Source organism: Blautia massiliensis (ex Liu et al. 2021) (assembly GCF_052064225.1).
Taxonomy (GTDB): Bacteria; Bacillota; Clostridia; order Lachnospirales; family Lachnospiraceae; genus Blautia_A; species Blautia_A fusiformis.
Map to the genome: position 1 here is coordinate 115,424 of NZ_JBQHWA010000003.1, position 21,954 is coordinate 137,377.

Below are 21,954 nucleotides of genomic sequence, written 5' to 3' on the forward strand. Positions count from 1 at the left end.
ACATATGACAAAGAAGAAAGGATATGGATATGGAGGAAAAAAGAGACATTTTTGACAGACTGATGCATCTTCCTGTATTGAACATATTTGAACCTTTTTATAAAAAACATAAGGAAGTTCTGATGTATCTGTTCTTTGGCGGGATCACATTTTTTCTGAATATAGCACTGTATGCATGGCTGGACGGCATGCTCGGAATAAATGCGCTGATCGCCAATGTGATCTGCTGGGTAGTCTGCGTACTGTTTCAGTATTTTACAAACAGGACCTGGGTATTCGACGGTCAGGTAGATTCGGCAGCCGGATTTTTAAAGCAGATGGCTTCGTTTTTCGGTGGAAGACTCTTTACCCTGGTTGTGGAAGAAGCGATCCTTGCAGTATTCATTACCTGGCTTGGATTTAACAGCATGGCAGTGAAGCTGATCGCTCAGGTGGTTGTGATCGTATTGAATTATATAATCAGTAAATTAATTGTTTTTAAAAAATAAAAAATGTTTATATTTACGAGAAAGGAGTTGAGTTAAAAAATGGCAAAAGATAAGACCAATGATATGACTGTGGGAAATCCGGTGAGCCTGATCATCCGGTTTATGATTCCCATGTGTCTTGGAAATATTTTTCAGCAGTTTTATAACATTGCGGATTCCATTGTTGCGGGTCAGTTCCTGGGAGTAGATGCGCTGGCTGCAATCGGAAGCACCGGTTCACTGATGTTTTTTGTTACCGGATGGCTTAACGGACTGAGCAGTGGCTTTGCCATTCTGGTATCCCAGTGGTTCGGGGCGAAGCAATATGATAAGATGCGTCATTACGTAGCTATGTCCATTTATCTGGCAGCAGCCTTTGCCATTGTGATGACCATTGGCTTTGAGGCTTTGAATGAACCGATTCTGCGGCTGATGAATTCACCGGAGGATCTGATGGGATCTGTGAAGGGATATATGGGAATTATTTATGCAGGCCTGATCGTAACAGCGGCATATAATTCACTGGCAGCGTTTCTCCGTGCACTTGGAGATTCAAAATCTCCGCTGTATTTTCTGATCATTTCGGCAGTGATCAATGTGTTCCTGGATATTCTGTTTATTGTAAAAATCGGGATGGGAGTGGAAGGCTGTGCCTATGCTACGGTTATCGCGCAGGCAATTTCCGCAGTCTGCTGCCTGATCTATATTATCAAAAAGTTCCCGATCCTGCATCTGAAGAAAGAAAACTTTGAAGTTTCTTTTACCAGCTTCCGTTATCTGCTGGCCCTTGGTATTCCCATGGGACTTCAGTTTTCCATCACAGCGATCGGAACCATTATTGTGCAGGGTGCGGTAAATATTTACGGTTCTGTATATATGGCAGGATTTTCCGCTGCGGGAAAAATACAGAATATCATTGCAACTGTATTTGTAGCTTTTGGTGCGACGATGGCAACCTATGTAGGACAGAACCGGGGCGCCGGAAAGATGGACCGTGTAAAAGCAGGAATGAAATATACCCAGATCATGATCTTGATCTGGAGTGTGATCACTATGATCATTATGTTCTTTTTCGGAAAGTACATGACCTGGCTATTTATTGACAAATCCCAGACGGATGTTATTAATGTTTCTGTTACTTATTTTCATACGGTATTCTGGGCATATCCGTTCCTTGGAAGTATCTTCCTCTACCGAAACGGACTTCAGGGACTGGGATATGGCTTGGTTCCCATGCTGGGCGGTGTGTTTGAACTGGCGGCAAGAAGTGCGATCGTTATGTTTGTTGCAGGAAAAACAAGTTTTGCAGGTGTATGTCTGGCAGATCCTGCCGCATGGATCGCAGCGCTGATCCCTCTGATCCCGTATTATATTTATGTGATGAAAAAGTGGAGCAGGGGAAAAAAGGAAACTGCTGCCTGAGTGGGTATAATACAGAAAATGAAAAGAATAAATTTAGGCTTGCAATTATGGAAGATACAGTTATAATGATATTATAACTGCGGAAAAAACCAGGAAACCGGGATTCCGGGTAAGATTACAAATCCAGAAGGGAGAATATAGATCATGGAAATCACAAAGGAAACAACAATGGGCGAAATGCTTGCATATGATGAGAAGATCGCATACATTCTTATGCAGGAAGGAATGCACTGCATCGGCTGCCCGTCTTCTATCGGTGAGTCTCTTGAGGAGGCATGCATGGTACACGGACTTGACGTAAACGCTGTACTGGCAGACATCCATCATTATGAGGAAACCAAGAAACAGAAATAATCAGCAGTACAATTTATATTAGAACGTACAGATTACGGACCGCAAGGGGATAACGACTGTGCATGTCTTTTTGGCATGCCGTCGTTATCCCTTTTTTTGTGAGCAGACGATAAAGAGAGTCTTAAATATCTGCTTGATATGGAGGAAAAAAGCATGTATGTGATGATCGATAATTTCGATTCATTTGTTTATAATCTCAAGGCATATTTTCAGGAGCTTGGAAGAGAGATCCTGGTCAGACGCTGCGACGAGATCACCCTGGAGGAGTTGGAAGAGCTGAACCCGGAAGGAATCATCCTTTCTCCGGGACCGAAGCGTCCCTGGGATGCGAAGCTCTGCGTAGATATCGTAAAAAGATTTCAGGGAAGGATTCCTGTTCTGGGGGTCTGTCTGGGACATCAGGTGATCGGCCACTGCGCGGGAGCAGTAGTGGAAAAGGGCGTGTGTCCCATGCACGGAAAAGTAACAGAGATCCACAACCATGGAACAGGAGTGTTTGCAGGCCTGCCTGAGAAATACAAGGTGACAAGATACCATTCCCTGATCGTGCGGGAAGACAGCATTCCGGAGGAGTATCAGGTGGATGCGCTTTCTGATGATGGTGCTGTTATGGGAATTTCCCATAAAGCATTGCCTATCTATGGTGTGCAATTCCATCCGGAAGCCGTTCTTACGGAATATGGACATGAGCTTCTTGAGAATTTTTGCAGGATCGCGGAGAATTTTCAGAAGGAGGAGTAAAAATATGTACAAAAATCAGCGAAGAATAAAAGAACTGACCCCATATATCCCGGCAGTGGACATTTTTCGGATCTACGAGAGAGAACCCGGAGCAGCGTTTCTGGATTCCTCCCTTGTCAATGAGCTGGGACATTATTCCGTGATCGGAAGATGTCCGTATCTGAAGCTGGTAAAGGACGGAGAGAACTTTACTATCAACGGAAGGCCGGAAACAGAAACAACCTTTGAAGATTATATGCGGGAATATCTGAATATCCATGAAGACAAAAATAACAGCGGACTTCCCATCGTATCCGGTGCAGTAGGATATTTTTCCTATGATTACGGAAGAAAACAGATGGGAGTACAATCCGGGGAAAAGGATCTTGTGACTGTTCCGGAGGCAGTTCTGACATTTTATGACTGTTTTATCATAGAAGACTGTCAGGAAAAAAGAACCTATCTTGTGTCAAACGGAATCAGTGCAGACGCTGCAGCAGAAATCGGAGCGATGGAAAAAGCAATCCGGGAATTTACAGAGGCGGGGAAACAGGAAGGATCGGAAACAGGGGAAAAAAAGGAATTCGGAAACAGGATGGTCACGGAAAATTCTCACCGTGAGAAATTCAGGATCCAGGTTCATCCCAACTTTGAGAAAGAAGAATACAAACAGGCAGTAGACCGGATGATCCGCTATATTATAGAGGGCGATATCTATATTGCCAATATGACGCAGCAGCTGACCATTGAAAGCGAAAAACCACCTCTGGATGTTTTTTATGATCTTCGGAAAAATAATCCGTCTCCTTTCGGCGGATATCTGGATTTCGGAGATTATCAGATCGTCTGTGCATCTCCGGAACGTTTTCTGAAGATGAAAGACCGTCATGTAAATACCCGTCCTATAAAGGGAACAAGAAAACGTGGCGTAACATCTGAGGAAGATGAAATGCTCCGTCGGGAGCTTCAGGATTCCGGAAAAGATAAGAGTGAACTTCTTATGATCGTAGACCTGGAGCGAAATGATCTGAACCGGGTGTGTACACCGGGAAGCGTGAAGGTAACCGAGCTTTTTACAGTGGAAGCATACGCTACGGTTTTTCATCTGGTATCGGATATTGAAGGAAAACTGGAAGACGGAAAAAATGTTATGGATCTTCTGGAGGCTGCATTCCCCGGCGGTTCTATTACCGGTGCGCCGAAATACCGTGCCATGGAGATCATTGACGAGCTGGAACACGGCAAGCGAAATCTTTATACAGGCTCTATCGGCTATCTGACACTGGACGGAAGCTGCGATTTCAACATCGTGATCCGTACAGCTCTTCATAAAAACGGAAAATATCACCTTGGCGTTGGCGGCGGGATCACAGCAGAGTCAGATCTGGAATTTGAGTACGAGGAGACTCTGCAGAAGGCGAAAGCAATCCTGGATGCACTGCAGTAGAGAAACATACAGAACGGTAAAAGTGAAAGGCTCTGTGGACAGATCAGAGAATCTGACAGGGACACTTCATAAGGAGGTCAAAGGAAATGAACAACATAACCTTAGACGAATGTTTTCAGTTCGGTCTGGGAGCATTTGAGACCATAGGAATAGAAAAGGGAACTCCCATACTTCTGGAAAAGCATCTGAAAAGACTGGAACGGGCGGCAGATTTCCTGAAGCTGGGTGATCCGGCAGTACGTGGGATCACAGCCGGGAGGATCGAAGAATATCTGGAAGAACAAAAAAAACGCCCGGAGGTGCAGAAAGAATTTGACGGACTGGAACACTGTGCGTTGAAGCTTATGCTTACAAAGGAAAATGCAGTGTATTCTCTTCGTGCCAATCATTATACGCCGGAGAATTATGAAAAAGGCTTTATCATGGATGTCAGCAAGGTAAAACGAAATGAAACATCACCTCTTGTATATCACAAAACCATGAATTACGGAGATTGTATCCTGGAAAAACGTAATGCTACAGCAGCAGGAATGGATGAACGGTTGTTTCTGAATACAAAGAAACAGATATCGGAAGGGACAGTAAGTAATGTATTCTTTGTGCGAAAAGGCGTGATCTATACACCAAAAGTCAGCTGCGGACTTCTTCCGGGAATTCTCCGAGAATATCTCTGTGACACGGAAGAGGTGGAAGAAACCTATATCTATGTTCAGGATCTTAAATGGTATGAGGAATGTTTTGTCACCAATTCCCTGATGGGGATCATGCCGGTGCGTCAGATCGGAGGAATCCGGTTTGAGGAAGACAAAGTGACAAGGGAGCTGATGAGAAGATATCGGAAGATGGTCAGAGATACTGCGAATAAGAAACAAATCAGATAAATGTTATTGCGAAACTATCACATTCAGGAAAGGTGATGGAATGTGAAGACCCGGCTTTCCGGGAAATGTACCTGAGGATGGAGGTAATATAAACAGGAATTTGGAATGGTACATAGATTTATAACGGAATTTGAATGAAAGTGACCAATACAGTCAGGGATAAACGTGCATTAACCAGGGAAAGCTAAGGTTGATGCACGTTTTTTGTGCAAACTCAACCAAAAACGTTCATGAATTTTGTGAAGCGATTTGATTGACTTTGAACGAATTTGGAAGTATACTGAGTTCAACAAATGAAAAACAACAAAAAGCGGTCAAAAACCGCAGGATAAAAGATATGGGAGGAGAAAAAATGATCTGCACAGTTACTTTTAATCCGTCTCTGGACTATATCGTTTCCGTGGAGGATTTTAAACTCGGACTTACCAACCGGACAAGCTCTGAGCTGATGCTTCCGGGCGGAAAGGGAATCAACGTTTCCACCGTGCTGATGAATCTTGGAATCGAGAATACAGCACTTGGTTTCATGGCAGGATTCGTCGGAGATGAGATTGTAAGAAAGCTTGAGGAGATGGGAGTGAGATCTGATTTTATCAGGATCCCGGAAGGCGTTTCAAGGATCAACCTGAAGCTGAAATCTATTGATGGAACTGAGATCAACGGAATGGGACCGGAGATCAGCGCTGAAAAGGTTCAGGAGCTGATGAAGAAGCTTGACACACTGAAAGAGGGAGATGTGCTTTTTCTGGCAGGAAGTATTCCTTCATCTATGCCGGATGATATGTATGAGAAGATCATGGCGAGACTGGACGGAAAAGGCGTGATGATCGTTGTGGATGCAACGAGAGATCTTCTTGTAAATGTCCTGAAGTATCATCCGTTTCTGGTGAAGCCCAATAACCATGAGCTTGGAGAAATCTTCGGCGTAGAGCTTAAGAACCGTCAGGATGTGATCCCTTACGGAAAGAAGCTCCAGGAAAAAGGAGCCAGAAACGTGCTGATCTCAATGGCCGGTGAGGGAGCTGTCCTGGTAGCGGAGAACGGTCAGGTGTTTGAGAAACCGGCGCCGAAAGGAACACTGGTAAACGGCGTAGGAGCCGGAGATTCCATGGTAGCAGGCTTTATGGCAGGCTGGATGGAAAAACAGGATCACGAATATGCATTCCATATGGGAATTTCCGCAGGAAGCGCAAGTGCATTTTCTGAAAATCTTGCCACAAGGGAAGAAGTTCAGGCAGTATATGAACAGGTAACAGAGGGGTAAAGAAGAAAGGAGAAGGGAAGATGAGAATCACAGATCTGCTTGACAAACGAAGCATATCACTGGATGCTGCACCGAAGACGAAATCTGAAGCTCTGGACATGGCCGTAGATCTTATAGTAAAAAGTGAAAAGATCAGCGACAGGGAAGCTTATCGGAAACGGTGTATTTAAGAGAGGAAGAAAGTACGACAGGAATCGGTGAGGGAATCGCTATTCCTCATGGAAAATGTGATGCGGTAAAGAAACCGGGACTTGCTGCCATGGTAGTAAAAAAAGGCGTGGAATTTGAGGCACTGGATGATGAGCCGGTTACCCTTCTTTTCCTGATCGCAGCACCGAATACAGAAGATAACATTCATCTGGATGTACTCAGCAAGCTTTCCGTAATGCTGATGGATGATAATTTTACAGAATCCTTACGTAACGCAGGTTCTGTAGATAAATTTATGGAGATCATCGACAAGGCCGATGAGGAGAAAAAAGATATTGATGAAAGACTGGCAGATACAGGAAGTTCCGAAGGAGCCAGAGCTAAACTGCTGGCAGTTACCTCCTGCCCCACAGGTATTGCCCACACCTACATGGCAGCAGAGGGACTGGAAAAAGCAGCGAAGGCGAAAGACTGTTTCATTAAAATAGAGACACGAGGCTCCGGTGGAGCAAAAAATGTACTTACGGATCAGGAGATCCGGGAGGCAGACTGCATCATTGTAGCTGCAGATGCCAAGGTTCCCATGGATCGTTTCGATGGAAAGAAAGTCATCGAATGTCAGGTTTCAGATGGAATCAGCAAAGCGGACCAGCTTGTTGAACGTGCGATTTCCGGAGATGTTCCGGTATATCATGCAGCAGCAGGCAGTCAGAACTCTTCCTCAAATGCAAAAGCAGGCGGCGGAGCAGGCCACAAGATCTAAATGCAGCTGATGAACGTGGTATCTCATATGCTTCCACTGGTTGTAGGCGGTGGTATCCTGATCGCTCTTGCATTCCTGATCGATGGTTTAAGTGTAGATTTGAGTTCCCTTCCTGCAGACCAGAGAGCAAACTTTGGTACCATCACACCGGTAGCGGCTGTTCTGAAAAACATTGGTGGAACCGCATTTGGTTTCATGCTTCCGATCCTGGCCGGATTAATTGCAATGGCCATCGGTGACAGACCGGCACTTGCAGTTGGACTTGTGGGCGGTATGATCGCAGCAAACGGAAAATCCGGTTTCCTCGGAGCACTTCTTGCAGGCTTCCTTGCAGGATATCTGATCCTTGGACTTCGTAAGGTTTGTGATAAGCTTCCGGAAGCACTGGAAAAAATAGCGCCTGTACTGATCTATCCGGTTGTTGGTGTCCTTCTTATGGGACTCTGTATGACCTTCGTTGTAGAGCCGATCATGGGCGGTATCAATACAGGATTAAATAATGCCTTGACAGGCATGGGAAATTCAAGTAAAGTAATTTTAGGGTTGGTTCTCGGTGGTATGATGGCCATTGATATGGGCGGCCCGTTCAACAAAGCAGCATATGTATTTGGTACAGCAGCTATTGCGGCAGGCAACTATGACATTATGGCAGCAGTTATGGTGGGAGGTATGACTCCTCCGTGTGCCATCGCACTCGCATCCCTGCTGTTTAAAGACAAATTTACAAAAGAAGAGCGTGAGGCAGGACCGACCAACTTTATTATGGGACTTGCATTTATCACAGAAGGTGCGATTCCTTTTGCGGCATCTGACCCGGTCCATGTACTTCCGTCCTGTATCGTCGGTTCCGCAGCAGCTGGAGCGATCTCCATGTTCTTCAACTGTACACTGATGGCACCACATGGCGGAATCTTCGTATTCCCGGTTGTAGGTAATGCAATGATGTATCTGGTCGCACTGGTTGTGGGAACTCTGATCTCAGCTGTGCTTCTCGGGGTACTGAAGAAAAAAGTTGCTTAAATTTTTTAGAATTAAAATAAAAAACTGGAGGATAAAGAAATGAAAGAATTCAAGTATGTAGTAACAGATAACGAAGGAATCCATGCACGTCCGGCCGGAGAGCTTGTGAAGCTTGTAAAAGGTTTCGAGTCCAAGATCACTATCGAGAAGGACGGCAAGACTGTAGAGTGCAGAAAGCTTCTTGCACTTATGGGACTTGGCGTAAAGAAGGGACATGAGGTTACCTTTACATTCGATGGTGCAGATGAGGATGCAGCATACGAGGCAGTAAGCAAATTCATGCAGGAGAACCTGTAATCTCAGAATGAGTGAACAGAAGGCATCCCGGTCCGGTCGATCGGGATGTCTTTTTTGAAGGAGGAAAAGGAATGCTGACGGAGCAGAGATACGAGATCATACTCGGCCTTCTCAGAGAAAAAAACAGTGTTACGGTAACAGAACTGAAAGATATCCTGGATGCATCGGAATCTACGGTCCGCAGAGACATCACGGCGCTTTACAAGGCGGGGAAGCTGACCAGGGTTTTTGGCGGTGCGGTGGCACTGGAACATACTGTCAATGCCTATGAGCCTACCGTAGCCCAGAAAGTTGAGCTGAATATTGAAGAAAAAAAGAAGATCGCAGCCTATGCGGCATCTCTGATCCAGCCGGAGGATTTTGTATATCTGGATGCGGGAACGACTACCGGATATATGCTGGAGCATCTGGAAGGCTCCGGGGCGACTTTTGTCACCAATGGTGTTTCCCATGCCAGGGCTCTGGCTCAGATGGGAGTCCGTGTGCTGCTGATCGGCGGAGAACTGAAGGGATCTACGGAAGCTGTGATCGGAAGTCAGGCCATGCAGATGCTGAAGAATTATCATTTTACAAAGGGCTTTTTCGGGACCAACGGGATGACTCAGAGAGAAGGCTTTACCACGCCGGAATCTAATGAGGCGCTGGTAAAGCGAACCGCCATGGAGCAGTGTCTGGAAAAGTACGTGGTGTCTGACAGCTCCAAATTCGGACAGATCAGTGCGGTGACGTTCTTTTCATTTGACGGAGCGGTGATCCTGACGGAAAGCTGTTCCAAAGAATATAAAGCTTGCAGAAATATACAGATCATATCATAGAAAGATCACAAAAAAACCGGTTTGGAAGAAAAAATTCTTCGTAAACCGGTTTTTTGTTTGTTGAGGATCTGTTTCAGGCTTCCCTGGAGATCATGGCTTCCAGATCTTCCACGGAAATGTCTTTTTTTTGCATCAGCTTGAGCAGACGTTTCAGTTCGGCAGCTTCCTTTGCCTTTTTTTCAGCTTTTCGGATCTCATCCAGCTGAGCTGCCAGTGCAGTTTTTTCATCCTCCAGCGCTGCTATCTTTTCGGTGCAGGCAGCAATCTTGGAATCTACTTTGGAAATTTTCTCATTGAGTACTTCTATCTTTGTACGTCTCTGTGCCATATGAAACCTCCTGATAAAAATATTACTTCTTATACACTATACAATAGCATAAACGACGATGAAATACAATTGTGAATTGATGCGCAATGTGTTATCATGAATGTATATAATATTTCAGAAACGCAGGATAATACTATGGATAAAGATAAGGGTGTATTTATGACTGCCCGGGAAGTAAATATGGAAATAGAAATGCTGAAGACGGTTTTTGACATTGTAAGACTGGTGGATGTCAGCCGTACAGCTCCGGTAAATATTGGCTCAGACGATTGCTCTTATGAAGCAGAACATAAATGCTTTGCAGTGTGGAATAAAGGCAGAAGATGTGAGAACTGTATTTCTGCCAAAGTTTTTGCCCGTAAAAACAAAATGACGAAATTTGAGTTCGTCAATGATGACATTTATCAGTTGATCGCCAAATATGTGGTTATAGACGGGACACCTCTTGTCATGGAAATGGTCTTTAAAATGACGGATAAGATCTTTCTGGGAGCTTATGGAAGCGGATCTCTGATCGATAAGATCAGCAGATTCAACCGGGAATTATATGAAGATCCTCTGACTGGTGCCAGAAACCGGAGATATTTTGAGGAACAGCTGAAATCCCTGGATAAGATGGGGGCTATAGCTATGATCGACGTGGACAATTTTAAACAGATCAATGACAGCTATGGCCATGTAGCTGGAGATGCGGCGCTTTGTACCATTGTCAGAACGATTTTTGAGCATGTGCGGGCAGATGACGTGGTACTGCGTTATGGAGGAGACGAATTTCTTCTGATGTTTGAAGAAATTCCGGAAAAGGTATTTCAGCAGAAGCTGGAAGATATCCGGGAAGAGATCGCAATGGCAGATGTGCCGGAATACAAAGAAATCCGGCTTTCCATGAGCGTGGGAGGTGTATATGGAAGCTGTAAGGTCAGAGATGGAGTGATGGAAGCGGACAGGCTTCTCTATCAGGCCAAGCGGCAAAAAAACTGTGTTGCCTACAAGAGGATCTGACGGAAATGACATGACAGTCATTGAAAGCAGAATTATGTAACAGGCGCATGAGGTGTATATCTGGCAAGTGAAAGGGAGAATAGGGATATGAAGATAATCGCAAGGATCAGAAGTGATTTTCCGACAAAATTCGGAATCCCGCGTCAGAGTGGTCGAGTGGAAGAACTGACAGCCTGTATTGTTTTTGAACCGGAATACCGGGTACGGGAAGCGGTAAAAGGACTGGAAGATTTTTCGCATATCTGGCTGCTGTGGGAGTTTTCACAGTCGATCCGTGAGAATTGGTCCCCTACAGTACGTCCGCCACGCCTGGGCGGAAATGAAAGGATGGGCGTATTTGCCACCAGATCGCCCTTCCGTCCCAATCCTGTAGGCTTATCTTGTGTGAAGCTTGAAAAGATCGATCTGGAAAGCAAAGAAGCTCCTGTACTGATCGTATCCGGTGCGGACCTGATGGACGGAACCCCCATCTATGATATCAAGCCATATCTGCCTGTGGCAGACTGCCATCCGGAAGCGCTGGGTGGCTTTGCGACGAAGGTGAAACAGCATTTTCTGCAGGTAGAGATCCCGGAAGAATGGAAGGCAAGGATTCCGGAGGATAAGCTTACTGCGTTGGAAGGCGTGCTCAGAGAGGATCCGAGGCCTGCCTACCAGAAAGATCCGGAGAGGATATACGGAATGCCTTTTGCAGGAATGGATGTTCATTTTCAGGTAAAAAACGGCATACTTACAGTATGTGAGATCACAGGATATAAAAAATCAGACAGAATTTAAAATTACCTTTGACAAACTTTTTGTGAAATGGTATTATAATAAATGAGTTAGCAAGTGCTAACTCATTATTTTAAAAGTAAAGTTAGTTTAAAATAACCTTGAAACAGTCATATAAAAGTTCAGAGATCAAAGGAGAGTGAATTATGAGCGTTGTAATTGTAGGCGGTAATGAAAGAATGGTATGTCAGTATGAGGATATCTGCAAAGGCTTCGGATGCAAGGCGAAAGTTTTTGCCAAGGAAAAAGGAGCCATGAAGAAAAAGATCGGGGTGCCGGATCTGATGATCCTGTTCACCAGTACCGTTTCCCACAAAATGGTAAACTGCGCAGTAGAAGAAGCAAAGAAAAAATCCATTCCGGTATGCCGCTGTCACACAAGCAGCGCTGCAGCTCTCGAGAACATTCTGAAGCAGTACTGTGCATAAGAAACAGGTCAGGAGATACTTTTCTCTTGTATAATTTGACTTTTTTTGCAGAAATGTTACGGAAAGGCTTGCAAAATTACAAATTATTCAATAAAATAGCCGTAGGTTTCTGTGGTAAAGCGTTGCAGTGAATGGTGAAAAGGCGGCGCTGGAAGTCGAAATTACAGGTGAGAGGTGTTATCATGAAAAAAGTTGTAAAGTTCGGTGGAAGTTCTCTTGCAAATGCGGAGCAGTTCCAGAAAGTGGGCGATATCATCCGCAGTGATGGGAGCCGCCGTTATGTAGTTCCGTCAGCTCCGGGAAAGAGATTTGACGAGGATATCAAAGTGACGGATATGCTTTATGGATGTTATGACGCAGCATCCAAAGGGGAGGATATCACTGAGAAGATCAATGCGATCAAGGCGCGATATTATGAGATCATCAAGGGACTCGGACTGAGCCTTTCTCTTGAGGAGGAGTTCAAGAAGATCGATGAGGATTTCCGTGCACAGGCAGGAATCCAGTATGCGGCATCCAGAGGAGAGTTCCTCAATGGTAAGATCATGGCTGCATATCTTGGATATGATTTTGTGGATGCAGCTTCTGTGATCCGTTTTGATAAAGCTGGTAATCTGGAAGCGGAGGAGACCAATAAACTCCTTTCCAAAAAACTCAGCAAATCCCAGCATGCGGTTATTCCGGGATTTTACGGCGCATGTGCAGATGGCACAGTAAAGACATTTTCCAGAGGTGGTTCTGATGTGACAGGTTCCCTGGTTGCAAAGGCTATCCATGCAGATATTTATGAGAACTGGACGGACGTTTCCGGTTTTCTTGTAACAGATCCGCGTATCGTTCACAATCCGGAGCCTATCGAGGCGATCACATACAGAGAGCTTCGTGAGCTTTCCTACATGGGAGCTACTGTTCTTCATGAGGATGCCATTTTCCCGGTTCGTAAAGAGGGAATTCCGATCAATATCCGTAACACAAACAGCCCGGAGGATAAAGGTACTCTGATCGTAGAGAGCACCTGTAAGAAGCCGAAATTCACTATTACCGGTATCGCCGGAAAGAAAGGCTTCTGCTCTATTAATATCGAGAAATCCATGATGAACAGTGAGATCGGGTTCGGACGCAAGGTACTTCAGGTATTTGAAGATCAGGGGATCAGCTTTGAGCATGTACCATCCGGAATCGATACCATGACTGTATATGTTCATCAGGACGAATTTGAGGAGAAAGAGCAGCAGGTTATCGCAGGTATCCACCGTCTGGTGCAGCCTGATTTTGTGGAGATGGAATCTGACCTTGCACTGATCGCAGTTGTTGGTCGTGGAATGAAATCCCAGAGAGGCACTGCAGGAAGGATCTTCTCTGCTCTTGCCCATGCAAATGTAAACGTAAAAATGATCGACCAGGGTTCCAGTGAGCTGAATATCATCATCGGTGTAGAGAATCGTGATTTCGAAAAAGCAGTCAGAGCAATCTACGATATTTTTGTTCTGACACGGATATAAACAAAATCCGGAAACGGATTTTGTTTATGAGGAAGTAGCGAAGCGGATTCCGAATATCCGATTGATATAAATCCGGAAACGGATTTTGTTTATGAGGAAGTAGCGAAGCGGATTCCGAATATCCGATTGATATAAATCCGCCGCAGTACGTGTAACATACCGTCCTGCGGCGGATTTTTTTGGAAAAAATCTAAGATTTATCTAAAAATAATACAATCAAATTCAACAGGATTTCCAAAGGAAAGACAAAGATATTGTACATTGTGTCGAAAAAAAGTTTGATATGAAATAAACAGTATTGACAAAAACTTAACTTTTGTGTAAAACTGAAATATGAAAAAATCAGAAAGGCAGGCGGTCAGCTATGGAGAAACAGATCAAACTGGATGAAAAAAGTGCACAGGAGTTTGTCAGTGCAGCCAGCAGATGTAATTTTGATATTGATGTATTTTATAACCGTATTATCATTGATGCAAAGTCGATCCTCGGACTTTTGAGTCTGGATCTGACAAAGACTCTGACAGTAAAGTGTTACGGAGAAGATGAGGATTTTAATCGTGTTCTTTCCAAGTATGCAGCAGGTTGAGAAATATGAATAAAGAAAAACGGTGATAAAAGGGCGCAGTTCATGAGAAGAAAAGCAGAACATGCGTCCTTTTTATTATGGGAAGCTTTCGGATCATATTTTATGGTATAATCCTGGTATAGCATGGAAAAAGAATAGCTGCCGGACTGGAATTCCGGCAGCTGCCGGGAGTGAAAATATGGAAAAACCAAGAGTGCGGATTTCTGTCAGAAATCTTGTGGAATTTATACTGAGGAGCGGAGATCTGGATAACAGCAGTGGGACATCCGGAGATAAGGAAGCCATGTTAAAAGGCGGAAGGCTTCACCGCAAGATACAGCGGAGTATGAAGGGCGATTATCAGGCAGAGGTTTCTCTGAAAAAAGAAAGTGAATACGACGATGTGGTCATTCAGGTCGAGGGCCGTGCAGATGGGATCTTTACAGAGGACGGAGCCGTTTATATTGATGAGATCAAGGGGACTTACGGAAATGTCCAGGCAATGGACATGCCAATACCTGTCCACCGTGCCCAGGCCATGTGTTACGGACTGATCTGGGGAGAAAAAGAAAGGATTTCTGAAATCCACATTCAGATGACCTACGCTCATCTTGAGACGGAGGAAACCAGGAGATTTCGTGAGGATTTTTCCATAGAGGAGCTTAAAGGCTGGTATCAGAAGCTTCTGGATGCCTATCACAAATGGATCGCATATTCTCTTAACTGGAAAAAAGAGAGAAATGCATCCATGAAGGATCTGCAGTTTCCGTTTCCATACAGAGAAGGGCAGCGGGATATTGTTAGTGGTGTGTACCATACGGTTTCCAGCGGGAAGACCTTATTTGTTCAGGCGCCTACCGGTGTGGGAAAAACCATGTCTGCCATTTTTCCGTCCGTGCGCGCCATCGGTGAGGGAAAAGGTGAAACACTTTTTTATCTTACCGCAAAAACCATCACAGGAACTGTGGCGCAGGAGGCATTTCACATCCTGCGGGAAAAAGGTCTGAAATTCAAGGTAACGGCGATCACGGCAAAGGAAAAGCTGTGTTTTCAGGATACTCCGGAATGTACACCGGAGAAATGTCCTTATGCAAAGGGGCATTTTGACCGGGTAAATGATGCGGTTTATGAGCTCTGGACCACTGAAGAGGTATATTCCAGAGAAGTGATCCGTGCTCATGCAGAAAAATGGCAGGTGTGCCCTTTTGAAATGTGTCTGGATCTTTCAATCTGGGTAGACGGGATCATCTGTGATTATAATTACGTGTTTGATCCCAATGTTCATCTGAAACGTTTTTTCGGGGAAAATATTTCCGGGGATCATATTTTTCTGATCGATGAGGCACATAATCTGGTAGAACGTGGCAGAGAGATGTACAGTGCCGGTATTTCCCGTCAGAGTCTGGTAGCACTTCGAAAGAAGATAAGAAAGAGGTTTTCAAAACTGGCCAGAACACTGGATAAAGCAAATCGCCAGATGATGGAACTGGAAGAGAATCTTGCGGAAACAGGAAAAGGGTATCAGGTGCTGTCCAATCCCGGAGTACTGCCGATCACATTTCTTACGATATCAGGTGAACTGGAAGAAATACTGGAGGAAAAAGAACTGGAAGAAGAACTACGCAGGGAAATACTGGAATTTTATTTTATAGTGCGTGATTTTTTAAATGTTTCAGAGCTGGTAGATGAAAATTATGTAGTATATACCGAAAACAGCGCAGAAGAAGGATTTCGTCTGAGGCTGTTCTGTGTGAACCCGGCAGAAAATCTGGGAGAATACCTGAAAAAAGGGAAAAGTGCAATTTTCTTTTCAGCTACAATGTTTCCCATGCTCTATTACCGGGAGCTTTTGACAACAGACCGTGATGCCTATGGGATTTATGTGCAGTCTCCTTTCCCAAAAGAAAACCGCAGGATTCTTATCGGCAGCGACGTAAGCAGCCGGTATACCCGGAGAAATCGTGCAGAATACCAGAAGATTGCCGGATATATTGCCAGATGTGTCTGGCAGAGGCAGGGAAATTATATGGTGTTTTTTCCGTCGTATCGTCTTATGGAAGACGTACTGCAGGTTTATGAGGAAGAATTTTCCGTAGACTGGGTGCGCTGCGTGTGTCAGACGCCGGATATGACAGAACAGGAACGGGAAGGATTTTTGGAGGAATTTCAGGAAAGGGAAGGTACCCTGGTAGGGTTCTGTGTCCTTGGAGGGATTTTTTCTGAGGGTGTTGATCTGACAGGGGAAAGTCTGATCGGGGCAGTGATCGTAGGAACCGGACTTCCCCAGATCGGCAGTCAGCGTGAGATCCTGAAAGAGTATTACGATAAAAAGAATCACTGTGGTTTTGATTATGCATATCGCTATCCGGGTATGAACAAGGTGCTTCAGGCCGCCGGGCGCGTGATCCGCACAAAAGAGGATAAAGGCGTGATATTGCTTCTGGATGACCGCTTCTGGGATCGGGATTACCAGGAAATCTTTCCCAGGGAATGGCAGGACCGTACAGGCTGCAGGCTGGATACGGTAGAAGGTGCAGTGGAGACGTTCTGGAAGAGGTTTACTTGACAGAACGGAGAAATCCGATATACTTATAGAGTCTTTATCTGGAAAATCACTGGAGGAATGTGTGGATGCCGGATCAGGACAAGAAACTGTAAAATAGGATCATAAGAAAAGTGAAAGAAGTATATGAGACGAAAAAAAATATATAAAGCATTGGCATTTTGTCTGAGCACAGTGATGCTCGCACAGCCGGTTTTTGCGACAACAGTGCAGCAGACGGCACAGGGAAGCCTTGGTTCTGTTACGGAGGAGTCCCAGATACTTCCAATTCCCGGTGAAAGCGGGAAATATATTCTGAAAAGCAATGGCTTTTACTGCCTGAATGAAGATGGAACCAAAGAAAATACTCCGGCAGTGTATTATTTTGATCATTTTGAGATCGACGGAACGGTTTTTGATGGATATTATTATCACGACGAAAGTGGTAAATTTACAGCGGGAAATTCGCATATGGTCCAGATCACCGATCTGAAGGCTCCGGCAAAAGACGGCAGCGGTGAGGAAGTTTCTTTTGACGGCTGTTATATGGTAAACAATCTGGGAAAACTCAGCGCCTCTCCACAGGTACGTTATATGGATGATCTGGTGGTGGACAAAACAACATACAACGGGCTGTATTTTTTTGATGAATATGGAAAAATGGTTACAGATCCAGGTATCCATTATCTGGAAATGAATGCTGCAGGACAGATGTTTGACGGATATTATTATTTTGGCGGAGAAAACGGCGTTCTGCTCCAGGAAGAGGGAGAGACTCCGGAGGGATTTTCCGTGGATAAATCCGGAAAAGTCGAGACGAAAGATCTGGGAATGGATGGCCTTGAGAAACGGCTTGCGGATCTTCTTGGAACCTATGAGGGTACATGGAGCGTTTATGTAAAGGATCTGACCAGTGATCAGGAGTTTGAACAGAACAGTCAGTCACTGTACTCAGCCAGTCTGATCAAAGTGTTTGTCATGGCCCAGACCTATGCCAACATGGATGCAGTCCTTCAGAATGAAGCGGCAAAAATGAAAAAAGATGTTACAGATCCGTCCGTATCCACAAAGGTCAATGACCTTCTCTGGAATATGATCACAGTCAGTGACAATGAATCTTTTAATGAGCTGGTACGTCTGCAGACAGCATCGGGTGTTTTTAAGGACGGAGCACAGGCTGTAAATGGATTTCTTGCGGAACAGAAATTTGCAGATACTTCCGTACAGCATATCTTAAGCCCGTCCTCTTCAAAGGACGTCGGCCTCGGTGGCAGGAACACCACTTCCGTAAAAGACTGCGCAGAGCTTCTTTCCCGGATCTATAAAGGAGAATGTGTATCGAAAGAAGCTTCGGAGGCTATGCTGAACCTGCTTCTGAACCAGCAGGTTACTACTAAGATCCCCAGCGGGATATCTGTGTCCGTGGAAATTGCAAATAAGACTGGAGAAACGGATACGGACCAGCATGATATCGCCATTGTATATGGAGAAAAGACTACATATATCCTCTGTGTGATGTCAGAAGACTGTAAACCTGGGGACGCAGTTTCGCATATCCGGGATATTTCCGGTATTGTTTATAATTATCTGAATATGGACCTTGACCAGGGGTGATCTGTGAGTTAGAATAAAAAACAGCTGAGCAAGATCCTGATGGATATTTCCGCCAGAGAAGTATCCGAAATGTTCATGAAAGGGGAATTCTATTATGAAGACAGTACATACAGACAAAGCACCTGCAGCAATCGGACCATACTCCCAGGCTATCATCCATGGAGATACACTTTACACATCCGGTCAGATCCCGGTGGATCCGGCAACTGGAGAGGTAGTTGGCACAACCATCGAGGAGCAGGCTGACCGTGTTATGAAGAATCTCGGAGCAGTTCTGGAAGCTGCCGGTTCCAGTTATGAGAATGCAGTCAAGACAGTATGCTTCCTTGCAGATATGAACGATTTTGCGGCATTTAATGAAGTATATGCCAAATATTTCATAAATAAACCTGCACGTTCCTGTGTTGCAGTCAAGACACTGCCAAAGAACGTTCTCTGCGAGGTAGAAGTGATCGCAGCGATCGGATGATCTGATAAAAAATCCCTGTTGTCTGATTTCAGTCAGACAGCGGGGATTTCTTTTCGTGGGGATAAAGTATTTTTCTCTGTTTTGGAGCAATCTTTTTTTGTTTTCGGGCGTTAAAACGGTAATGTTTTTTCTTGTGTAAAGTAGAGCGCTGTAGTATAATAAAACCAGTTTTTTAGGATACGTATAAAAGCTTAATAAGGATGATCGGCAAACCAGATGAAAGTCTGGGACGCAAAGCTATAGGGCCTGTAAAATGGCAGCCAGTTGCATGAAATGAGGTGCACTGTCTGGCTGGCAGTGCTTTTTTTGAGGAATGATTTATCAACAGGAGATGATCTTCCCGATATTTGTACACAGACAGTTTATGATCCAAACATCAATGACATGAGTGGATTGATAAGCTGCTGTTGATGTTAGCGGAAGTTATAAAGCAGCAAGAAAACTGCTGCAACTGTCATTCCATCTTCAAAGATTAATATTCTTAATGAAAGTTCACTGACCAAAAGTCTGTCATTTGATTTCCTGTAGGAAAGTAAATGAATATTATTTAAGGTTTGGGATAAATTGTGAAATGCAGACAAACAAGAAAAGTAAAAATATAATAGGTATTATACAGAGTTTTCTTATATTGATATTAGTAGTTCTTATTATTTTTATGATGCTTCAGATTAGTAGGCTGCAGGGGACAGCACGCGTAATAAATTATGCAGGTCTGGTACGTGGAGCTACACAGCGTGAAGTAAAATTAGAAATTACAGGAAACCAAGATGAAGAATTAATTAAATATTTGGATGATATTCTTCTTGGATTGAGATATCAGGATGGACATTATGATCTGGTAAAACTCAATGATGAAGAATACTAGGAAAAATTGCAAATCCAGAGTGATTACTGGGATAAATTGAAAACAGAAATTGAAGCAGCAAGAAACAAGGGATACGAAAATACAGACATTGTTAATATGAGTGAAATATATTTTTCGATGGCAGATGAAACTGTCTCTTCCGCAGAAAGCTATTCAGAAAAGATCGCTGTAAAGATTCGTACTATAGAGCTTTTGTCGGCACTTGATATGTTGAGTCTGGTGATATTGGTTATTATGCAGACTCTAAGGGCAATGCAGATGGCAATGCAAAACAGACTGCTGGAACAGAAAGCATTTATAGATGCCCATACTGGGCTGCCAAATAAAAATGCCTGTAATGATCTTCTTAATAAAAAAGATATAATTACAGATCCTACAGCTTGCATAATGTTTGATTTAAATAATTTAAAAACTGTAAATGATACAATGGGACATTCCGCAGGAGATCAGTTAATAATAAATTTCGCAAAGCTTTTGCGCAGTGTTATTCCAGAAAAGGATTTTGTTGGAAGATATGGCGGAGATGAGTTTATAGCAGTCATTTATCATACAAGCGAGGCGAAAATTAAGGAAATATTAAAATCCTTGAACAGAGAAAAAGACAGATTAAATAGTTATGAAAATCAAATACCAATCGACTATGCATGCGGATGGGCATTATCCTCCGATGATATGTCGTGTACAATGCAGATGTTATTGGATGCTGCAGATGCTTATATGTATAAAAATAAACAGATATGCAAGAAATATAATTAGCTTTCAGCTCAGAGTAGATAAAAGATAATAGGCGCGATCAGACGAAATATTGTTTTGCGTAGAAACACTGGAAATCCTTGAAAACAAAGGATTCTTGGTATAAGATGAAACAAGTCAAAGCACGTTATTGCGTAATAAAAAAAAATCCTGTATAATACCAAACTGTAATATTGTATCATTCAGCGGACAGAGAAATACGCTGTGAATCATTAAAGGAAGTCAGGAGGACATAAGTACATGCGAGTCGATGCGGACGATTTTGCCCGACCTTGCAGCTGCGGGAGGGAGCACCACATAGACGTTAGAGAAATTGTAATTGAATCAGGAGCTATCGGGAAACTGGAAAAGGAAATGTCAGACGGTGATCTGAAAGAATGTATTTCCCCGCTTCTGATCTGTGACACGAATAGTTACAAAGCTACAGAGGAACTGATGGAGGATATCTACGACCGGTGTCAGGTACTGATCCTGGATGCTGAAGGTCTTGAGGCAGATGAGCGTGCCGTGGAGATCGTGGAGAATTATATGGAAGAGGACATCGATCTTGTTCTTGCAGTTGGAGCGGGGACGATCCATGATCTCAGCCGTTTTGTCGCCCATCAGTACCGGATCCCTTTTGTCTCTGTGCCCACCGCAGCCAGTTCAGACGGATTTACTTCCACAGTAGCAGACATGACCTGGAATGGTGTAAAAAAAGTATTTCAGGCATCTGCGCCACTTTTTGTTTTTGCGGATACGGATATTTTTGCTAAGGCGCCTGCAAGGCTTACAGCAGCCGGGGTGTCGGATATTCTGGGAAAATACATTGCGCTGGCAGACTGGAAGATAGCAAGTATTCTTATGGATGAATACTATTGTACAGCGGTGGCAGACCTGGAAACAAAAGCGATCCGGACTGTTAAGGATAATCTGAAAGAAATTGCAGCAGGAGAGAAAGATGCATGTGAGAAGCTGATGTATGCGCTGATCCTTTCCGGACTGGCCATGCAGATGACAGGAAACTCCAGACCGGCATCCGGGGCGGAGCACCATATGGTCCACCTCTGGGATATGGAAGTGGTCAATGGTCACCTGGATGCTCTTCACGGGGAGAAGGTTTCTGCAGCAACCATGTTGGTCCTTCTGGAATATAAAAAGCTTGCAGATGCTATCCGAAGAGGAGCCTGCAGAGTGCATGCCTTTACAGACGGAGACAGAGAACTCCTGCAGGAGACCTTCGGCAGAAAAGGGATTCTTGGAGCACTTGAAAAAGAAAACACTCCGGAACTTCTGGACGATGTAAGCATAGAAACACTTTCCGGTACACTTCCGGAAATCCTTAAGATCATAGATCTTCTTCCTGCAGTTACAGATATGCAGGAGATGATGAGTATCGTCGGCTGCGTGAGCAGAGTCCGGGATATCGGATTGCCGGGAAAAGCAATTGAGGAGAGTCTCAGACTTGCACCGTATACAAGAAGAAGGTTGAGCCTTCTGAGACTTCGGAAGATGCTCACATACTGAGCAGGA

The 21,954-nt window shown here is 44.2% G+C and carries 19 protein-coding genes, 2 pseudogenes and 1 riboswitch; of the genes and pseudogenes, 20 read left to right on the forward strand and 1 reads right to left on the reverse strand.

Annotated elements, in window-relative coordinates; translation table 11 throughout:
* Positions 1-29: 29 nt before the first annotated feature.
* The 10 genes and pseudogenes from ACTNDQ_RS01855 (at position 30) to ACTNDQ_RS01900 (ending at position 9,600) form a co-directional block, all read left to right on the forward strand.
* The gene (locus ACTNDQ_RS01855; protein WP_021977545.1) at positions 30-488 is read left to right on the forward strand and encodes a GtrA family protein; all 459 of its coding nucleotides are present in this window, start codon (positions 30-32) and stop codon (positions 486-488) included.
* A 39-nt stretch (positions 489-527) separates the two neighbouring features.
* The gene (locus tag ACTNDQ_RS01860; protein WP_118071149.1) at positions 528-1,889 is read left to right on the forward strand and encodes an MATE family efflux transporter; all 1,362 of its coding nucleotides are present in this window, start codon (positions 528-530) and stop codon (positions 1,887-1,889) included.
* 144 nt (positions 1,890-2,033) lie between these two features.
* Positions 2,034-2,243 carry a DUF1858 domain-containing protein gene (locus ACTNDQ_RS01865; protein ID WP_021650997.1) on the forward strand — a complete coding sequence of 70 codons (210 nt, stop codon included), beginning with the start codon at positions 2,034-2,036 and terminating at the stop codon, positions 2,241-2,243.
* A gap of 153 nt (positions 2,244-2,396) precedes the next feature.
* Entirely contained in the window at positions 2,397-2,984 is a 588-nt protein-coding gene (locus ACTNDQ_RS01870; protein ID WP_278795061.1) for an anthranilate synthase component II, read from the forward strand.
* A 4-nt stretch (positions 2,985-2,988) separates the two neighbouring features.
* A complete protein-coding gene (pabB, locus tag ACTNDQ_RS01875; RefSeq protein WP_441063445.1) occupies positions 2,989-4,410 on the forward strand; it encodes an aminodeoxychorismate synthase component I in 1,422 nt (473 codons plus the stop codon).
* 86 nt (positions 4,411-4,496) lie between these two features.
* Entirely contained in the window at positions 4,497-5,291 is a 795-nt protein-coding gene (locus ACTNDQ_RS01880; RefSeq protein ID WP_288788646.1) for an aminotransferase class IV, read from the forward strand.
* Between the two features lie 352 nt (positions 5,292-5,643).
* Entirely contained in the window at positions 5,644-6,555 is a 912-nt protein-coding gene (gene pfkB / locus ACTNDQ_RS01885) for a 1-phosphofructokinase (RefSeq protein WP_022426093.1), read from the forward strand.
* Positions 6,556-6,575: 20 nt separating this feature from the next.
* A pseudogene (locus ACTNDQ_RS01890) lies at positions 6,576-8,488 on the forward strand (PTS fructose transporter subunit IIABC).
* Positions 8,489-8,527: 39 nt separating this feature from the next.
* Entirely contained in the window at positions 8,528-8,785 is a 258-nt protein-coding gene (locus ACTNDQ_RS01895; protein WP_015525831.1) for an HPr family phosphocarrier protein, read from the forward strand.
* 71 nt (positions 8,786-8,856) lie between these two features.
* Positions 8,857-9,600 (forward strand): DeoR/GlpR family DNA-binding transcription regulator, encoded by a 744-nt coding sequence (locus ACTNDQ_RS01900; protein WP_441063448.1) that lies wholly within the window; start codon positions 8,857-8,859, stop codon positions 9,598-9,600.
* Positions 9,601-9,673: 73 nt separating this feature from the next.
* On the opposite strand, the gene ACTNDQ_RS01905 is transcribed toward ACTNDQ_RS01900, so the two are convergent.
* Positions 9,674-9,928, reverse strand: a complete 255-nt coding sequence (locus tag ACTNDQ_RS01905) for a hypothetical protein (RefSeq protein WP_022426090.1) — start codon at positions 9,926-9,928, stop codon at positions 9,674-9,676.
* Positions 9,929-10,063: 135 nt separating this feature from the next.
* Here ACTNDQ_RS01905 and ACTNDQ_RS01910 point away from each other — a divergent pair, with 135 nt between their 5' ends.
* From ACTNDQ_RS01910 to ACTNDQ_RS01955, 10 genes and pseudogenes are all read left to right on the forward strand, one after another.
* Positions 10,064-10,930, forward strand: coding sequence for a GGDEF domain-containing protein (locus tag ACTNDQ_RS01910; RefSeq protein ID WP_441063452.1), 867 nt, complete (start codon positions 10,064-10,066; stop codon positions 10,928-10,930).
* 87 nt (positions 10,931-11,017) lie between these two features.
* Positions 11,018-11,707 (forward strand): tRNA (N6-threonylcarbamoyladenosine(37)-N6)-methyltransferase TrmO, encoded by a 690-nt coding sequence (gene tsaA, locus ACTNDQ_RS01915; RefSeq protein WP_441063455.1) that lies wholly within the window; start codon positions 11,018-11,020, stop codon positions 11,705-11,707.
* A gap of 143 nt (positions 11,708-11,850) precedes the next feature.
* Positions 11,851-12,132 (forward strand): DUF2325 domain-containing protein, encoded by a 282-nt coding sequence (locus ACTNDQ_RS01920; RefSeq protein WP_015525835.1) that lies wholly within the window; start codon positions 11,851-11,853, stop codon positions 12,130-12,132.
* A gap of 182 nt (positions 12,133-12,314) precedes the next feature.
* Positions 12,315-13,634 carry an aspartate kinase gene (locus ACTNDQ_RS01925; protein ID WP_441063458.1) on the forward strand — a complete coding sequence of 440 codons (1,320 nt, stop codon included), beginning with the start codon at positions 12,315-12,317 and terminating at the stop codon, positions 13,632-13,634.
* A gap of 364 nt (positions 13,635-13,998) precedes the next feature.
* Positions 13,999-14,220 (forward strand): HPr family phosphocarrier protein, encoded by a 222-nt coding sequence (locus ACTNDQ_RS01930; protein ID WP_015525837.1) that lies wholly within the window; start codon positions 13,999-14,001, stop codon positions 14,218-14,220.
* 178 nt (positions 14,221-14,398) lie between these two features.
* Positions 14,399-16,765 carry an ATP-dependent DNA helicase gene (locus tag ACTNDQ_RS01935; protein WP_278795051.1) on the forward strand — a complete coding sequence of 789 codons (2,367 nt, stop codon included), beginning with the start codon at positions 14,399-14,401 and terminating at the stop codon, positions 16,763-16,765.
* 123 nt (positions 16,766-16,888) lie between these two features.
* Positions 16,889-18,355, forward strand: a complete 1,467-nt coding sequence (locus ACTNDQ_RS01940; RefSeq protein WP_441063461.1) for a serine hydrolase — start codon at positions 16,889-16,891, stop codon at positions 18,353-18,355.
* 94 nt (positions 18,356-18,449) lie between these two features.
* Positions 18,450-18,824 carry a RidA family protein gene (locus ACTNDQ_RS01945; protein WP_302471249.1) on the forward strand — a complete coding sequence of 125 codons (375 nt, stop codon included), beginning with the start codon at positions 18,450-18,452 and terminating at the stop codon, positions 18,822-18,824.
* 196 nt (positions 18,825-19,020) lie between these two features.
* Positions 19,021-19,096: riboswitch (cyclic di-GMP riboswitch) on the forward strand.
* A gap of 299 nt (positions 19,097-19,395) precedes the next feature.
* Positions 19,396-20,445, forward strand: a pseudogene (locus tag ACTNDQ_RS01950) (GGDEF domain-containing protein).
* 237 nt (positions 20,446-20,682) lie between these two features.
* Positions 20,683-21,948 (forward strand): sn-glycerol-1-phosphate dehydrogenase, encoded by a 1,266-nt coding sequence (locus ACTNDQ_RS01955; protein ID WP_441063463.1) that lies wholly within the window; start codon positions 20,683-20,685, stop codon positions 21,946-21,948.
* The last annotated feature ends 6 nt before the right edge of the window (positions 21,949-21,954 follow it).